The sequence below is a fragment of the Yoonia sp. D2-7 genome (assembly GCF_055809435.1).
The window spans coordinates 1633852-1649426 of record NZ_CM147912.1 but is presented as its reverse complement, the minus strand read 5'-3'; the positions used below and the strand labels follow the sequence as shown (position 1 = coordinate 1649426).

The 15575-nt window shown below is 57.9% G+C and carries 18 protein-coding genes; 4 read left to right on the top strand and 14 right to left on the bottom strand.

Annotated elements, in window-relative coordinates:
• The first annotated feature begins 83 nt into the window (after positions 1–83).
• Genes pdhA through AC0L7R_RS07945 form a run of 4 tightly spaced genes read left to right on the top strand, consistent with a single transcriptional unit; the run spans position 84 to position 4098 of the window.
• Positions 84–1085: a pyruvate dehydrogenase (acetyl-transferring) E1 component subunit alpha gene (gene pdhA, locus AC0L7R_RS07960; protein WP_247128967.1), complete on the top strand. Its 1002-nt coding sequence runs from the start codon at positions 84–86 to the stop codon at positions 1083–1085.
• Positions 1085–2458, top strand: a complete 1374-nt coding sequence (locus tag AC0L7R_RS07955) for a pyruvate dehydrogenase complex E1 component subunit beta (RefSeq protein WP_473660127.1) — start codon at positions 1085–1087, stop codon at positions 2456–2458. Before pdhA ends, AC0L7R_RS07955 begins: the two co-directional genes overlap by 1 nt.
• Positions 2455–2769 carry a hypothetical protein gene (locus AC0L7R_RS07950; RefSeq protein ID WP_473660125.1) on the top strand — a complete coding sequence of 105 codons (315 nt, stop codon included), beginning with the start codon at positions 2455–2457 and terminating at the stop codon, positions 2767–2769. Before AC0L7R_RS07955 ends, AC0L7R_RS07950 begins: the two co-directional genes overlap by 4 nt.
• 12 nt (positions 2770–2781) lie before the next feature.
• Positions 2782–4098, top strand: coding sequence for a pyruvate dehydrogenase complex dihydrolipoamide acetyltransferase (locus tag AC0L7R_RS07945; protein ID WP_473660123.1), 1317 nt, complete (start codon positions 2782–2784; stop codon positions 4096–4098).
• Positions 4099–4253: 155 nt separating this feature from the next.
• Here the strand turns inward: AC0L7R_RS07945 and cysE are convergent, their stop codons facing one another.
• From cysE to AC0L7R_RS07875, 14 genes are all read right to left on the bottom strand, one after another.
• Positions 4254–5063 (bottom strand): serine O-acetyltransferase, encoded by an 810-nt coding sequence (gene cysE, locus AC0L7R_RS07940; RefSeq protein WP_247128971.1) that lies wholly within the window; start codon positions 5061–5063, stop codon positions 4254–4256.
• Positions 5064–5144: 81 nt separating this feature from the next.
• Positions 5145–5444, bottom strand: a complete 300-nt coding sequence (locus AC0L7R_RS07935; protein WP_473660121.1) for a DUF7742 family protein — start codon at positions 5442–5444, stop codon at positions 5145–5147.
• Positions 5445–9332 (bottom strand): baseplate multidomain protein megatron, encoded by a 3888-nt coding sequence (locus tag AC0L7R_RS07930; RefSeq protein ID WP_473660119.1) that lies wholly within the window; start codon positions 9330–9332, stop codon positions 5445–5447. It lies immediately after the preceding gene.
• 5 nt (positions 9333–9337) lie between these two features.
• Complete coding sequence (locus tag AC0L7R_RS07925) at positions 9338–9766, bottom strand: NlpC/P60 family protein (RefSeq protein ID WP_473660117.1); 429 nt, start codon at positions 9764–9766, stop codon at positions 9338–9340.
• A complete protein-coding gene (locus tag AC0L7R_RS07920; protein ID WP_473660115.1) occupies positions 9763–10647 on the bottom strand; it encodes a baseplate hub domain-containing protein in 885 nt (294 codons plus the stop codon). Before AC0L7R_RS07920 ends, AC0L7R_RS07925 begins: the two co-directional genes overlap by 4 nt.
• A complete protein-coding gene (locus tag AC0L7R_RS07915) occupies positions 10644–11276 on the bottom strand; it encodes a DUF2460 domain-containing protein (protein ID WP_348108967.1) in 633 nt (210 codons plus the stop codon). Before AC0L7R_RS07915 ends, AC0L7R_RS07920 begins: the two co-directional genes overlap by 4 nt.
• Before the next feature lie 11 nt (positions 11277–11287).
• On the bottom strand, positions 11288–11911 hold the full coding sequence (locus tag AC0L7R_RS07910; RefSeq protein WP_473660113.1) for a phage tail tape measure protein: 624 nt from the start codon (positions 11909–11911) through the stop codon (positions 11288–11290).
• Positions 11904–12104 carry a rcc01693 family protein gene (locus tag AC0L7R_RS07905; RefSeq protein ID WP_473660111.1) on the bottom strand — a complete coding sequence of 67 codons (201 nt, stop codon included), beginning with the start codon at positions 12102–12104 and terminating at the stop codon, positions 11904–11906. Before AC0L7R_RS07905 ends, AC0L7R_RS07910 begins: the two co-directional genes overlap by 8 nt.
• Positions 12101–12415 (bottom strand): GTA-gp10 family protein, encoded by a 315-nt coding sequence (locus AC0L7R_RS07900; protein WP_473660109.1) that lies wholly within the window; start codon positions 12413–12415, stop codon positions 12101–12103. Before AC0L7R_RS07900 ends, AC0L7R_RS07905 begins: the two co-directional genes overlap by 4 nt.
• Positions 12415–12831 carry a phage major tail protein, TP901-1 family gene (locus AC0L7R_RS07895; RefSeq protein ID WP_473660107.1) on the bottom strand — a complete coding sequence of 139 codons (417 nt, stop codon included), beginning with the start codon at positions 12829–12831 and terminating at the stop codon, positions 12415–12417. Before AC0L7R_RS07895 ends, AC0L7R_RS07900 begins: the two co-directional genes overlap by 1 nt.
• Before the next feature lie 20 nt (positions 12832–12851).
• Positions 12852–13277: a tail completion protein gp17 gene (locus tag AC0L7R_RS07890; RefSeq protein WP_473660105.1), complete on the bottom strand. Its 426-nt coding sequence runs from the start codon at positions 13275–13277 to the stop codon at positions 12852–12854.
• Entirely contained in the window at positions 13274–13612 is a 339-nt protein-coding gene (locus AC0L7R_RS07885) for a phage head completion protein (RefSeq protein ID WP_473660103.1), read from the bottom strand. Before AC0L7R_RS07885 ends, AC0L7R_RS07890 begins: the two co-directional genes overlap by 4 nt.
• Positions 13609–14202 (bottom strand): head-tail connector protein, encoded by a 594-nt coding sequence (locus tag AC0L7R_RS07880; RefSeq protein WP_473660101.1) that lies wholly within the window; start codon positions 14200–14202, stop codon positions 13609–13611. The genes AC0L7R_RS07885 and AC0L7R_RS07880 overlap by 4 nt, the downstream gene beginning before the upstream one ends.
• A 162-nt stretch (positions 14203–14364) precedes the next feature.
• On the bottom strand, positions 14365–15558 hold the full coding sequence (locus AC0L7R_RS07875; protein ID WP_473660099.1) for a phage major capsid protein: 1194 nt from the start codon (positions 15556–15558) through the stop codon (positions 14365–14367).
• Positions 15559–15575 lie beyond the last annotated feature (17 nt).

Here is a 15575-nt window from a genome sequence, read left to right as displayed (position 1 = left end):
TTTGCATCTCGTAACGTCATGTGTTTTGCTTTAGGGGATAGTTTAACACTAAACTAATTTACGAATTGGATGGAGGACCGCCCATGCCGCCAAAGAAGGCCGCCGCGAAGTCGAACGTCTCAGCTGAAGAATTGCTGGGACATTACCGGGAAATGCTGCTGATCCGGCGGTTTGAGGAAAAGGCGGGCCAGCTTTATGGCATGGGTCTGATTGGTGGCTTTTGTCACCTTTATATCGGTCAGGAAGCCGTTGTTGTGGGCCTAGAGGCCGCAGCGAAAGAAGGCGACAAGCGCATCACATCTTACCGTGACCATGGCCACATGCTGGCCTGCGGCATGGACCCCAAAGGCATCATGGCCGAATTGACGGGCCGCGAAGGTGGTTTTTCAAAGGGTAAAGGCGGGTCGATGCACATGTTCTCGAAAGAGAAGCATTTCTACGGCGGCCACGGGATTGTTGCAGCACAGGTGCCGCTCGGTGCCGGCCTAGCGTTCTCTGACAAATACAAAGGCAATGACAATGTGACCTTTACCTACTTCGGTGATGGTGCTGCGAACCAAGGTCAGGTTTATGAGACCTACAACATGGCTGAACTGTGGGAACTTCCCGTCGTGTTCGTCATTGAAAACAACCAATATGCGATGGGTACATCTGTTCAACGCTCGACTAAATCCCCGTCCTTGTGGGAACGCGGTGCGGCTTACGGCATCGAAGGCGAAGAAGTTGACGGCATGGACGTCATCAAGGTCAAAGAAGCTGGCGAACGCGCTGTCGCCCACTGCCGCGCTGGAAAAGGTCCGTACATCCTAGAGGTCAAGACATACCGCTACCGCGGCCATTCCATGTCCGACCCTGCGAAATACCGTACCCGCGAAGAAGTCCAAAAAATGCGGGACGAACGTGACCCGATCGAACAGGTCCGTGACGCGCTGCTGAAAGGCAAACACGCCTCCGAGGATGACTTGAAGGCCATCGACAAAGAAATCAAAGCTGTCGTGAACGAAGCTGCTGAATTCTCTAAAGAAAGCCCGGAGCCCGCGCTCGAAGAGCTTTGGACAGATATCTACAACGAGGAGACAGCATAATGGCTATCGAAATTCTCATGCCCGCCCTGTCTCCGACGATGGAAGAAGGTACATTGGCCAAGTGGCTGGTGAAAGAAGGCGACACCGTATCAAGCGGTGACATTATGGCCGAAATCGAAACCGATAAGGCGACGATGGAATTCGAAGCTGTTGACGAAGGTATCGTTGGCAAGATCGTTGTGGCCGAAGGCACCGAAGCTGTGAAGGTGAACGACGTCATCGCAATCCTCGTGGAAGAAGGCGAAGACGTACCAGAAGCTGGTGCAGCACCCGCAGCGCCGCAAGCAGCCGCCGCACCCGCAACGGAAGAGACCGCCAAAGCCCCAGCCGAGGCGGCAGCACCTGCCGCCCCTGCCCCCGACCAGTCGCCTGATTGGCCCGAAGGCACCGAAATGAAGAAGACCACCGTCCGCGAAGCCTTGCGCGATGCGATGGCCGAAGAAATGCGGAACGACGAAGACGTGTTCCTGATGGGTGAAGAAGTTGCCGAATACCAAGGCGCTTATAAAATCTCCCAAGGCCTGTTGGACGAATTCGGCGCGAAACGCGTGATTGATACACCGATCACCGAGCATGGTTTTGCCGGTATCGCCACGGGTGCATCCTTCGGTGGTTTGCGCCCGATTGTGGAATTCATGACATTTAACTTCGCTATGCAAGCGATTGACCACTTGATCAACTCTGCGGCCAAGACATTGTATATGTCAGGCGGTCAGATGGGCGCACCGATGGTGTTCCGTGGGGCCAATGGTGCAGCGGCGCGTGTGGGTGCCCAGCATTCCCAGTGTTACGCTGCGTGGTATATGCAGGTGCCAGGTCTCAAAGTGGCGATGCCTTACTCCGCGGCTGATGCCAAGGGTCTGCTGAAAACAGCGATCCGCGACAACAACCCAGTGATCTTCCTCGAGAACGAAATCATGTACGGCAAGTCGTTTGACGTGCCTGTCATGGATGACTTCACTATCCCGTTCGGCAAAGCGAAAATTGAGCGCGCTGGCGACGACGTCACAATCGTATCCTTCGGGATTGGCATGACCTACGCGCTTGAGGCGGCTGAGAAATTGGCGGCCGAAGGCATCAATGCAGAGGTGATCAACCTGCGGACATTGCGTCCAATGGATACCGAAACGATCCTCGCGTCTGTGCGCAAGACAAACCGTTGTGTGACTGTTGAAGAAGGCTGGCCGCAAGGCAGCGTCGGCGGCTACATTTCTGGTGTGATCATGCAAGAAGCGTTTGATTACCTCGATGCGCCAGTGATCACATGCACAGGTAAAGACGTGCCGATGCCATATGCGGCGAACCTTGAAAAGCATGCGCTTTTGACCACAGACGAAGTGGTGGATGCGTGCAAAAAGGTAACGTACCGGTGATGCGTTTGGCGGGCATGATCGCGGGCTTGGGACTGGTGGCATCGGCTGCCAGCGCCCAGATGCCCGCAGATTGCCCGCCCAACGGTCTACTGATTGAACGCGGTGATCATTCCCACACGGTTGAGATCATCATTGGCTGCCTTTCCGATCCCGAAGATCTTGGGATCGCGATGGCACTGATGACCCGCGAAGTCGCCTACCTGCATATCGAACAAAACCTAAGACAATCCTACGTCGCAGTCGAAGAGGTGTTGGTTGAATCCTACGTCTCTGAAATTCTTGAACCCAGCGTTCCTGCGCCCGGTCAATAACGGAGCCATTCCATGCCTATTGAAATCCTGATGCCCGCCCTGTCGCCTACGATGGAAGAAGGGACGCTTGCCAAATGGCTCGTCAAAGAAGGTGACACTGTGTCGTCTGGCGACGTGATGGCCGAAATTGAAACAGACAAAGCCACGATGGAATTCGAAGCCGTCGACGAAGGTGTGATCGGTAAGATCGTGATCGCTGAAGGGTCCGAAGGCGTGAAGGTCAACGAAGTGATCGCCGTTCTGCTCGAAGATGGCGAAAGCGCGGATGACATTGGGTCAGCACCTGCGGCCAAAGCGGAACCGGCAGCGCCAACTGCTGCCGCGGCTGCAGAGGCGGCCCCCGCAGGGGGCTCCGATAATGCCGCCACGCCTGCGCCAGCCGCACCTGTGAAAGATGGGGAACGTGTTTTTGCGACGCCGCTTGCCCGCCGCATCGCCGCTGACAAAGGTCTGGATCTGGCCGACATCGCAGGTTCCGGCCCGCGTGGCCGTATTGTGAAGGCAGACGTGGAAAACGCGCAACCGGGTACCAAACCTGCTGCAGCTGCGGCAAGCGCGCCAGCGAAAGCGGCCCCTGCTGCTGCTTCCGTTGCCACAGGTCCAAGCACCGATGCCGTTCTCAAGACCTATGCAGATCGCCCTTACGAGGAAATTTCGCTCGACGGGATGCGCAAAACGATTGCTGCCCGCCTGACAGAGGCAAAGCAATCCGTGCCGCACTTCTACCTGCGTCGCGATATCAACTTGGACGCCTTGCTCAAGTTCCGCAGCCAGTTGAACAAACAGCTAGAACCACGCGGCGTGAAGCTGTCCGTGAACGATTTCATCATCAAGGCCTGTGCTTTGGCGTTGCAGCAAGTTCCTGAAGCCAACGCCGTTTGGGCTGGTGATCGCACACTGCAGTTCGAAAAATCTGACGTTGCGGTTGCTGTCGCGATTGAAGGCGGGCTGTTCACACCGGTCCTGAAGGACGCCGAAATGAAGTCCCTGTCGGCTTTGTCCGCTGAAATGAAGGACTTCGCCACCCGTGCGCGCGACCGCAAGCTGGCCCCGCACGAATATAGCGGTGGATCATTCGCGATTTCCAACCTCGGCATGTTCGGCATCGACAACTTTGATGCAATCATCAACCCGCCGCACGCAGCCATTCTGGCCGTCGGTGCAGGCACGAAGAAGCCAATTGTCGGCGCTGACGGTGAACTGACTGTGGGCACCGTGATGTCCACAACGCTGAGCGTGGATCACCGTGTGATTGATGGCGCGTTGGGTGCAAACCTGCTGAATGCCATCAAGGACAATCTTGAGAACCCGATGACAATGCTCGCCTAAAGCGACGTCATTCCGATACAGAAAACGTCGGGCCATTTGGTCCGGCGTTTTGCGTTTTGACTAGCTTGAGCGCGCGTGGAAAGGACGGGAGCCTCCGGCGGGGATTTAGACGACGTCAAAGAAGCTATTAATGCGTACCATCGTTGCCGTGCGATCTAGCTGATCGCGTCGAACAGGTGGTCCATTGTCAGCGACGGTTGTGAACAGCCGCTTTCGCCCACGATCCGTGCGGGCACACCCGCCACGGTTTTCATCGGCGGCACAGGTTCCAGCACGACAGAGCCTGCCGCAATCCGGCTGCAATGGCCAACGGTAATGTTTCCCAGCACCTTGGCCCCTGCCCCGATCAGCACACCGTCCGCGATTTTCGGATGACGATCGTCGTCTTCTTTTCCGGTCCCGCCAAGTGTCACCGAATGCAGCATCGACACGTTATCGCCAACAACGGCTGTTTCACCAACGACAATCGAATGCGCGTGGTCGATCATGATACCTTTACCGATCCGCGCTGCCGGGTGGATGTCCACCCCGAACAATTCGGACACACGCATCTGCACGTAATATGACAGGTCTTTACGGCCGGTGTTCCACAGCCAATGCCCAAGACGGTAAGCCTGCACCGCTTGGAAACCTTTGAAGAACAACAAGGGTTGCATCAAACGGTGGCACGCCGGATCACGATCAAAGATCGCCACGAGGTCAGCCCGCGCAGATGCCGTCAGATTGGTGTCCGCCGCATATGCTTCGTCCAAGATTTCCCGCAGGATTTGTTCTGACATTTCGCGCGATGCGAGCTTCATGGAAATCCGGTAGGCCAGTGCTTGTTCGAAGCTGCCGTGGTGCAGGATGCCAGCATGCACCAAGCCACCCATCAAGGGTTCGGACATAATCGCGGCTTCAGCTTCTTCGCGGATGCGATGCCACACGGGGTCAACCGTACTCAGGGCTGCGTTATTTTGGGCCATGGTATCGCATCCTTGCGCTGTGTCATGTCGTTCTAATCTAGTTAGGTTCGGCGCGACAAGAAAAAACCCCGTGATCGGAATTTACGCTGTTTTCGGATGGTTTTGACGTTTGGCGAGCAGTGCGGCCACCACCACCTGTAGTGCTTCCAAATAAGCCGTCTCGCAGGGGGCCTGTGCCCTGTCCACCTGAAATCCCCTGATTGCGCTCGACAGCGTGCCGGTCCCAAAGTCAGGATGTCCCCGCCGCAGTTTTTTTCGGTAGCGGTCCGCTGTATCTGCTGCCTGTAGCGCTTGAATCATCAGCGCGACACGTTGATCCGGCGGATGATCCCGCAGGATCAATGCCGCCGTGTGCAGATCTGACAAATGGACAGGACGCATCTAGCTTGCGACCGTGATCGTCTGCGCTGGCCCCGGACCGTAGCGATCCGAAATCTGCGCGACAGCTACTTTGGTGCCAGCGGCCAATGTGCCCGACCATGTGGAGGAATTCACAATTGTGGTCCCAGCCAAACCGCCGCCTTCATAGAATTGCAAAAGGTAGCTTTCCCGATCTTCGCCCAACGGCACATCCACGCCAGACCAATCATCCCCGTCAATGCGTGTCTGTCTGATCCAGTTGAGGACCCAGTTCTCGCCCAGCGCCGTCGCCCTAAGATGCGCTACGGGGTAAGGCCGCAACCCGTTGCCCGCAAAGCTTTGCGTGGTGTAGCGGTAGGTTTCATCCCCCAAGGGTTCCGATGCAGGACCAAACCGGAAATGGCGATCTGTACCGCGCGTTGTGGCCGCCAGATTGGGTTGTGTCACGGCCTGGTTCAGCACCACGACCTTTGATCCGACCGGCCAGATGTCAGGCATAAGCCCGCTGGACCCCGCCTGCCCCCGCAGAAATCCTGACAGCGCGTATTCCTGCCCACCAATTGGGTCGGCCTTGGTGAACTGGAGGATTTCCCAATTGTCTGCCGTGCCATCGCCTACTGCGATAGCGCCCGCGCCGGACAGCACCGCCCCCACTTCAGCGCCGCTGAGCGTCCCGTGCATCAGCTTCACATTTACACCGCTTTGACGATCCCATGTTCCGACAGGCCCCCGCAACAGTGGCGTCGTCAGTTGTCCGATACTGCCTTCGCGCCGGATAATGCTGTCGAGCGTATAGTCACTGTCAATGCCAGACCGGTAGACGGCGACTTGCCCCGGCCAAGGTCGCCCTGTTGCCACCATGTGCGGCGCATGGGGGATTTCGTCGCCTGTAATCAGCGGAATATCCAAAAATTGCAGCTGGACCGGCACCGGGCCTGCGTAGGGTTTCAGTTTCGGAGAAATTTCGGGGATGTTTTGCGGCAGGTAGACTTCGGGATCGACGCGCGTCGCTTCGACCAATCGCAAACCTGCTTCTTCGACGCGGTCGATACGGAACGTCCCCGCGTCCCCGTCGACGCGTAGATCAACCACATCGCCTGCGCCCAGCGCCTGCTGCGATGGTGGCAATGCAAAGCTAACCCCGTCTTGCCCGACACGGGTCTCCGCCAGCCAGCGCCCGACGGTGCCTTGCGCTTCTGCCTGTGTCAGGGCCAACGGCACGGACGTGCGCGACAATCCCAATGTCTTCTGCTCTGGGTCAGAGGTTTCGGTTACTGTGCCTTCGTAGTCGGCTTCGGAATCGAGGTATTCAAATTGCACACGCGCTGCGATTTCGGACAGTGGTCCCCGGACTTGGCTGATCGCGGTTGGCCTGTCTGGATCGAAGGCCAATGTGTCTTGCGCCATCTCCTGTGTCGGCTGCCCCGTGCGATTGGTGAACACAAGCATGCCATCCCGCTCTGCGGCTTCAAACCCGTAGGTGGTCATTAACGGTTGCAAGGCTGCGCGCGCTGATCCCGCATCCGCGATGTGATAGCCCCGTACGAGACCGTAAAGCTTCGAGACGTCATAGGCCGTGACCCCTGACCTTTCACATATGTCTGCGACGACCGACGCCAATGTCCGGCTCGAACTCCGCCCGTTGAGCCAATGGCCCCGTGTGTAGTTATCACCATCCGACCAAAGGTCCTGATTGCCGGGAAAGTACGGGTAAGGCCGCGCGTCCCATGCCCAGACGTGCGCACGGTACATGTCCACCATCGGGCCACCATAAAGTGTGGACGTCGGGTTGTTCGCAGGGTTTGCGTAATGCCCGTAGATCGCCCGCAGATATTGCATCTGCATAAAGTCATCGCGCCTGCCGTTTGAATAATGCGGCATGAAGGATTCAGACGACTTGGGGTCGAGGAACTTGTTGGGTTGGTTCGTCCCCTTATCAATTGCAGCACACCCCAGTTCGGTGAACCAGATTGGCTTGCTTGCAGGCTCCCACGCTGTTGGCATCGCAGACCGGACCCCGTCTATCCGGTCATGGTGGGCGTTCCCCCACCAATTCGGCAGATCCTTATAGCGATACACCCATGGCTCATCCGCAAGCCCGTCCGTAATCGGCGTGCGCCGTTGCGCGTCGCGAGCCGTTTCGCTCTTGTAATACCAATCGTAGCCTTCACCCGCCGTCAAATTCGTAGACAGGTAATCAAGGTTATAGATTGATCCCGCATCCGCATCGACGTGGTCTACTCCATCCCGCCAATCAGACAGTGGCATGTAGTTATCAATTCCGATGAAATCGATGTTCGGATCTGCCCAGAGCGGATCAAGGTGGAATATTTTATCCCCCGTCCCCGTAGGCTGATACCCGTGGTATTCGGACCAATCTGACGCATAGCTGATCTTCGTCTCTGCCCCTAGGATTGCACGGACCTCTGCCGCCAATTGGATCAGCGCATTTACGGCAGGGAATGATCCACCTGCCCCTCGTATTTGCGTAAGCCCCCGCATTTCGGACCCAATACAAAAGGCGGACACCCCACCCGCCGCTTTACACAGATACGCGTAATGCAGAATGAAACGGCGATAGCGCCATTCATTAGGGCCTGTGTAGACGACGGTCTCTCCATCCAAGCTGAAATCGCTCGGCTGTGCTGTCCCCAAAAATGCCGCAACTTCGGCCTCTGCTGCCACGGTCTGGTCAGGTGTCCCATCCACAGTCGGCGCAAGAGACGTCGTAATCCGTCCCCGCCACGGCAAAGGCGGTTGCCCGGCGCGCCCGGTCCACGGATTGGACAGCATATTGCCGTCTTGTTGTTCCATCAGGATGAACGGATAGAAGACAGGTGCCTGCAAACGCGCCTTTAGCCCCTTGATCGCCTCAACCACAGACGCATCACATGGCGTGCCTCCATACACGGGCCTATCCCCATTCTGCGGAACCACCCCTGCTGTGGCACGTGGTTGCCCGCAGACAAACCACGGCATTTCATCCCCGTCGACCTCGATCTGTTCGACCTTAGGGGCAACGTCGCACTCCCCACAGCGCAAGTCATTGCCAAACCACGACACGACCAACAGCGCAGAATGGCAATTCGGAAGTTCTTCGCGCAGCGCCTCTGACGCCACATAAAAATCTGTGCCCCCTAGTGGAGAGTTCACATTGATCGCGATCTGGTCACTGAAATCCGGTGAGAGGCGCACAGGCTGCGTCGCTAGCGCATATTCCCCAGTTCCCGGTATCAAAGCGACACCGCGCACTTGGCGGGCGATATCGGCTGTAGCGGCAGGTTCTGTGATCTCGGATGGGCGCATGACCTCGAAGGTGAACTGCGGGACGCGGTTGCCAAATTGGGCAAGCGGCAGGTCTTCGAACACCACATAGGCAACACCGCGATAAGCTGGCGCGTTGTCCGCACCCTCAACAGCGACAATCTTCGGATCAGGTGATTGAAACGCGGACCCGTCGTAAACGGTCATATTCAGCTTGGCATGGCTCATGACCACCCCGTCCGCCCACACACGGCCAACACGGGTGATCGTGCCTTCACACAGGGCAACGGCAAGACTGACCGTATAGCTGTATTCGGTCACCTTGGGCTGGGTCCCTGCGCCTTTGCCACCTGTCGTCTCAGTAGTTTCTTGAAATTGCGTGGCCCAGATCACCTGCCCCGGTACACGCATACGGCCATATACTTGGCCTACAGTGTTCCCCTCACCAGCCCCCGTAATCCGGAACCGATCGACGCGGCCTGTTTCAACCGCCGCACTGCCAGCCCCAAGAACACGTTGGTCGATCATCCGGCCAAGTGTTGCCCCTGCAGCCTGACCAATGGCCGCGGCAGACACACCTAGCACGGCCCCGCCCACACCTGCCCCAAGAGACATACCAACAGCAGATAAAACAAGCGTGGCCATAGTGGCTATCCTTCCATGAAAGCAAAACGGGCAACGATCCGACGTTGCCACGGGGCGGACAGCGGGCTTTCAGTCACCCCGTGTCCGGCGTAGGCGTGGATAAAGGTTGGATTTGCGCCCACCTCTGCCACCACACCCAAATGTTTCGCAACCCAACCGTCACGCATCCGGAACAGGATCACCTGCCCCGCTTGCATCGGCTGGTCGCTGACGTCGTCGAAATGATCAATCGCGGATTGCCACAGGCGTTCATCGCGTTGCGGTTCTCCCCAATCGGCGGAATAGGCAGGCACGCCTTGCGGGTCTTCGCCATACCGCGTGCGCCACAAGCCTCGGATCATCCCAAGACAATCGGTTGCGATCCCTTTTACAGCCGCTTGATGCACATAGGGCGTGCCGATCCAAGATCGCGCCTCTGCAACGATATCGTTCACTGCAGGCTCCCACCGTCATTCGCGTCACCCGAGCGCGGGACAGCCATCAGCCAGTCATCCCCCGGAATATGCGGAAAACCTTGGAAATTGGCGAGGTTCGCGAATTTCTCGCGACAGGTCTTGGCGTGCTTGTCGCAGCCCGCAACGAGCCGCAGCTCATCCCCGACGGCAATCGGCAACCCGAGCGGCTGCCACAACAATATCTCGCGCCGCGTCCCGTATAATTGATCGGCCTTGATCGTGGCAGACAGCCCCTTAGCCGCACCCGTCAGCACCTCAAGAAACCCGTCCTTGAACCACTCCGCGTTAAACGGCACCAGCGTGGCCAGATCAAAGTTCTGGCCATCGGTGGCGCGGTTCACGGTCACCTCTGCCACATAGGCGGCATCGGTCTTGTTAGTAATCCCACAAGACCGATCCCCAAGCACCGCTGAACAGGTTTTCAGATAGGACCGTCCCTGCGGTTGGTTCAGCGCCTCTGCCAAGCCGCGTAGATCCACCTGAAACTGGCCACCGTTGCGGGTAATTTCACCCATTGTGCCGCGAAACTTCACCTTACGGGCAATGACATCATCCCAACAGACAAGCCACACTGTGACTTCTGCCTGATCATAGCGCCCAGCGGCGATATCAGTTTCGGTCACCGCGTCAGCGGTCAGCACACCCACTGCTTCGGTATTATCAACGGACAGCCCTGTCGTATTGCTGAGCGCACGCGCCGTCATCCCGCTTTCCGCGACAAAGGTGATCCCGTCAAAGGCCAAGACACGGTCATGATCGGTAAAACCCAGCACCACACCGTCGCGCCGCTTGATAGCCCAGCACTGGCAAACGTGGGTCAGACCCGTCGCCAGATGATCGTGAAGCGCCTGAACAGTCATACCCGCACCTCGACCACAGGCACATTCGGCACATCGCCGGCACGGAAGCTGGCAACAGACGTCTGGATGCGATCCGTGTCGAACCGCGCTGGTACGTCGAATTCAAAGCCCGCCTGTATCGAAGCGCCCATCGGCGGCGCTTCAGCGAAATGGATCAGACCCGTTGTGCTATCCACAGTGAAATCAATCGTGTCCTGCAACGCATCCCCGCCCACAGCCACACGCACCGACCCGACAACAGGTTTCGTCACTGGCCGTTGATAACAGGCGTCACCGGACGGATAATCCTTCACCAATTGCCAAGCGGTTGTGGCCTCGTCGCCCTCACCAATGCGCTGATCAAACGGGGTAGGATCGGTATTTGCAGAACAGGACTTATAGTCAGCCCAGTCTTTCCAGCGAAACCCGTATAGCTGGCCCTGTCGCGCCTCAAAGAACGCAACCAACAAGGCCACATCATCCAATGACCGCAGGCCTAGCCCCGCGTCATAGCGCCTACGCGAATGGGCCCACGGGGTGTTACGTTCTTCAAAGCCATTGGCGAGCGTGACAATCTCTGTGCGCCGCTCTGGCCCACCAATCGCGCCAAACGACAGCGACGCAGGAAAACGGGTTTCGTGAAATGACATGGTGGCTGCTCCTATCGGTTTCGGTTGCCTTGCCCGATCGCACGGGCAACGCGGGCGGCGATCTGACCTTGCGAGCGTGCAAAACCCGCCACATCAGGGGTCGAGATATTCATGTTGATGTTCACACCCCCGCCCCCCTGAGTACGCACACCAAGGCGGCCATCGGCACCGCGCGCCAAGGGCATAATCGCCTCTGGCCCCGCTTCGCCCATCAGGCCCGTACCACCGCGCATCGGGAACGTGGTCGCGCCACTGACGACACCACCCAAGGCAAAGGGCATCACGCGGCCTTGCGAAAACGGTGCGCCATCCTTGAAGGGCATCACATTTGCGACTATCCCGCTGATCCCGTCGGCAATCGCGCTGCCAAAACCATTGGCGACAGGTTTGATCGCAGCCGCATAGGCCGTATCAATCATATTGCGGGCAACCATGTTCAGCGCATCGCTGAGTTTCAGCCCGTCAAAGGCCAACCCGTCGAACGCTTTGCGCAACCCATTCGATAGGCCGCTATCAAGGTTCGTTGCTTCCTTGAACGTCTCGGCAAAGGCGACACGCATTTCACGGATTTCAGCCGTCAGACGGGCGGCATCTTCTGCAGCACCACCAAACGTATCGTCATCAAAATCATCCATCCTCAGATGTCCTTTTTGTATCCGGATAAGCTTGGGACAATGCATCAAGTGCTGCCCGTCCCATCGGCCCCGATCCTGCATCAATCCCCAGCATCAGGCGAAATTCGGCAGGGGTGAGCCGCCAGAACTGATCAGGCCGCAACCCAAGACCGCGCACCCCCGCACGCAACAGCGCTGGCCAATCAAACTTCATGATCCACCGCCAAAAGCGCGGGCCAGCAATTGGGCAGCCACCTTCGCCGCCCCCACAGGTCCATCGCCAATCTCGGTTGTCAGCAAATCCGCGCGGGAGCCTGTCCACCCGCCTCCGCGCAGACCAGCCACAATCAACGCCATCACATCACGGCTGGCAAAAGCGCCGTTTTCAAACCGCTGGACCAAAGCCACCAAAGTGTCCTCGCCCAGCGTGTCCTCAAGTTCCGCCAAAGCCCCAAGGGTCAGCTTGCAGATATGCGGAATACCATCCACCGTGATCGTGACCTCGCCAGCCCAAGGGTTCGCCATCAGGTCAACGCCGTGAAGGTGATCGCGCCAGCGGACGCCATTGCCAGTTCATATGTCGCCTCGCCATTGTAAGCACCGGAATATTCCACGGACGTGATCTGGAACGGTCCTTCGACAGTGCCGAAATCCGGAATGATCACCTGAAAATCCGGCGTTTCACCGTCAAAGAAAATCTGGCGCGCGCGTTCGTCGCTATCGGCGTCCTTGAAAACGCCAGAGCCAGAGATCGCGCAGGTCTTCACGCCTGCCCCCGCGAGCAATTCACGCCAGCCACCGGTGCTTTCCAGCGATGTCACATCCACGCTTTCGGCGTTAAAGCTGATACGGGTCGCCCGCAGCCCTGCCACCGTCTGAAACGATCCGTCACCGGTCATGTCGATTTTGACCAATAGGTCTTTACCATTTTGGGCCACCATAGGGTGTCCTCCTATATTTATCAGGGAGTTACGGGTGCGCCGTCACAAACACGAGCGCGGAACGTCAGATCAATTTGGCGGGCATCACCCGTGCGAGCACGAGTTGCGCGGGCTTTCGCGAATTGCAGATAGACCAATGCGCCGCGGGTCAGCGTCAAATCGGCATTGTGCAATGCGTCACACACGGCAGCCGCCACCTGTTTGGCACGGGCAAAGCCGGACTTTTCAGACACAACGCGGATCACAAATTCATGCAAAGCGCCTGCGCCGGTCATATCGGACTGATCGCGAACCTGCTCTGGTCCCAATGCCAAATACAGCTCTGGCCGCGCCCCTGCAGGCACCGTGTCGTAAACCGCGTCGCCCACAAGCGCTGTCACTGCAGGGTCCGTGGCCAAGGTCTCGAATATCGCGGTCTGCAAGGCCGCGCTGACAGCATAGGTCATACGACGGCCTCCTCGACGGCAAAGCACGTCAGATAATGGGCACCACGATCAAACGGCGCGACCGCATCAATGCGAAAGGTCGATTGGCCTTCGCGGAACCGCTGGCCCGCTTTAGGACGCGACGGTGCGCCGACCACAGCGGCGCGCACAATCACACGCACCGTGTTCTTCGACAGCGTCGCCACCAAATCACCGCTTTGACGCCCGGTGCCGGATTTGACGTCCGCAAACAGCATACCCAGTGGCTGCCATGTCGTCACATAACCACCCGCGCCATCATCCGTGCGGACGGGGTCTTCGAGGATCATCTGGAGCGTCAAACGTGGTAAGCTCATGACCGACCTCCCATAAACAAGCGAACATTGCGGTGCGGGGCAATCAAGGCAGCAACGCCAAGGGGGATATCACCCCCCTGTCCCGCATGCCGGAATTCGTAGAAATGGGCCGCCAACAGAAATGTGGCCTGTGCCAGATCTTCAGGCAGGTCTGACCATTCCGCGCCAAAGCCAGCCAGCATCCCGATACGGACAGACCCGTCTTGCGGCACAACGGCCAAAGGACCATCAACACCGATCAAACGCGGACGATGGGTGTCCGGTGCAAGCGACCAACCCGATGCAGGGGCCGTCGTTTCGACACCGTAACGATCAATCAGGACAAATTCTGTAATGGCAGCAACTGGCGCAATCGGCAGCGGTTCGCGGTACACATCGCGCCATTGCGAAATGGTCCATGCAAATTCACGCGATATCAGGATTTTCCCGGTGCGCGCTTCAATCGCAGCAATGGCGGCCCTTAGATGGGTTTCCAATAATCCGTCCTGTAAATCATCATCGGCAAAACCGGACCCCAGCCGCATGTGGTCTTTGAATTGGGCGACCGGAAGGGCCTCGGCGGGCACAGTGGTCTGTTCGACTAACATCATGGGAAACTCCGACTAATCCTGCGGTTTCGGCTTTGGTTGACCGGATGCACACCCACAACGCCGCTCGGACGGAAGGGAGCAGCTAGACGACGCTGCATAGATCGGACGTGCATCCGGGGTGGGACGGGCCGTGACAGACCGCCCCGTTTCACGACATCAGCCTTAGCTGGTCGCGAACTTCAGCAGCTTGATCGCGGCAAAGTCCGACACGGAACCGCCGACGCGCTTCGTGGCGTAGAACAGCACGTGTGGCTTGGCAGAGAACGGATCACGCAGCACACGCAGATCAGGGCGTTCCGCGACAGTGTAACCTGTCGCGAAGTCACCAAACGCGATGGCAAATGCATCACCGGAAATGTCCGGCATGTCTTCGGCGATCAGGACTGGATACCCCATCAAACGCGCAGGTTCGCCCGCAGCCAGACCATCTGACCACAAGAATCGGCCATCATTGTCTTTCAGCTTGCGGATCGTGCCAGCTGTTTTTGAGTTCATCACGAAGGTGCCGTTCGCACGGTACTGGGCGCCGACGGCATAGACGAGATCCACAATCGGATCAGCGTTATCAATCCCACCAACGGAACCAGTCGGCACATAGCCAAGGTTGCCCCAAGCCCAAACATCATTGTCGACGGTTGGATAGGTCAGCAGACCCTTCGGCTTATCGACGCCATCGCCAGCAATAAACGCGTTGGCCTCAGACCGGGCAAACTTGTCCGCGATACGGCCAGCAAGCCAACCTTCGATGTCGAACGCTGTATCGTCCAGCAGACGTTGTGACGCTTTGGGCAGCGCTGACAGTTCGTGCAGCGGGATCGTGATCCGGTCGATTTGCGGACTATCTGTTTCTGTCAGCCCGCCCGTCTCGGTGGCCCAACCAGCACCCATATCTGTATGGTCGACCAAGACGTCAAACGATGTCGCATCCACCGTCACCACCTGTGCAATCGCACGGATGGACGCCGTCGCACTTAACGTGCCTTTGATCGTGTCAGACGTCTGCGGATCCACCAGATATCCGCCGTCAGCAGCAACAGCCGTGTTCAGCGACTTGCCTTCGACGTCGAGGCCACGCAACCCGTCATCATCGCCAGATCGCAAATAGGCAGCGAATGCCTTTTGATGCGGTGCATCCATTTCAGCGGATACGGCCAACGACGGGCGTGCAGCCATCAAGGTCTTTCGATCAAGCTTGTTCATGCGGTCTTCCTGTTTTTGAAGTTTGGCGCTGACGCCGTTGGAGAAATCTTTGAATTCAGCCACGAAGCCGCCCAAGGCAGCCCGCAACTCTTGGGCCGGAGACATGTCATCAGACATGCCTTTCCCGGCCCGGGACGCGTTCCCGGTTGTGGTCATCTTCCACTCCTTACGTG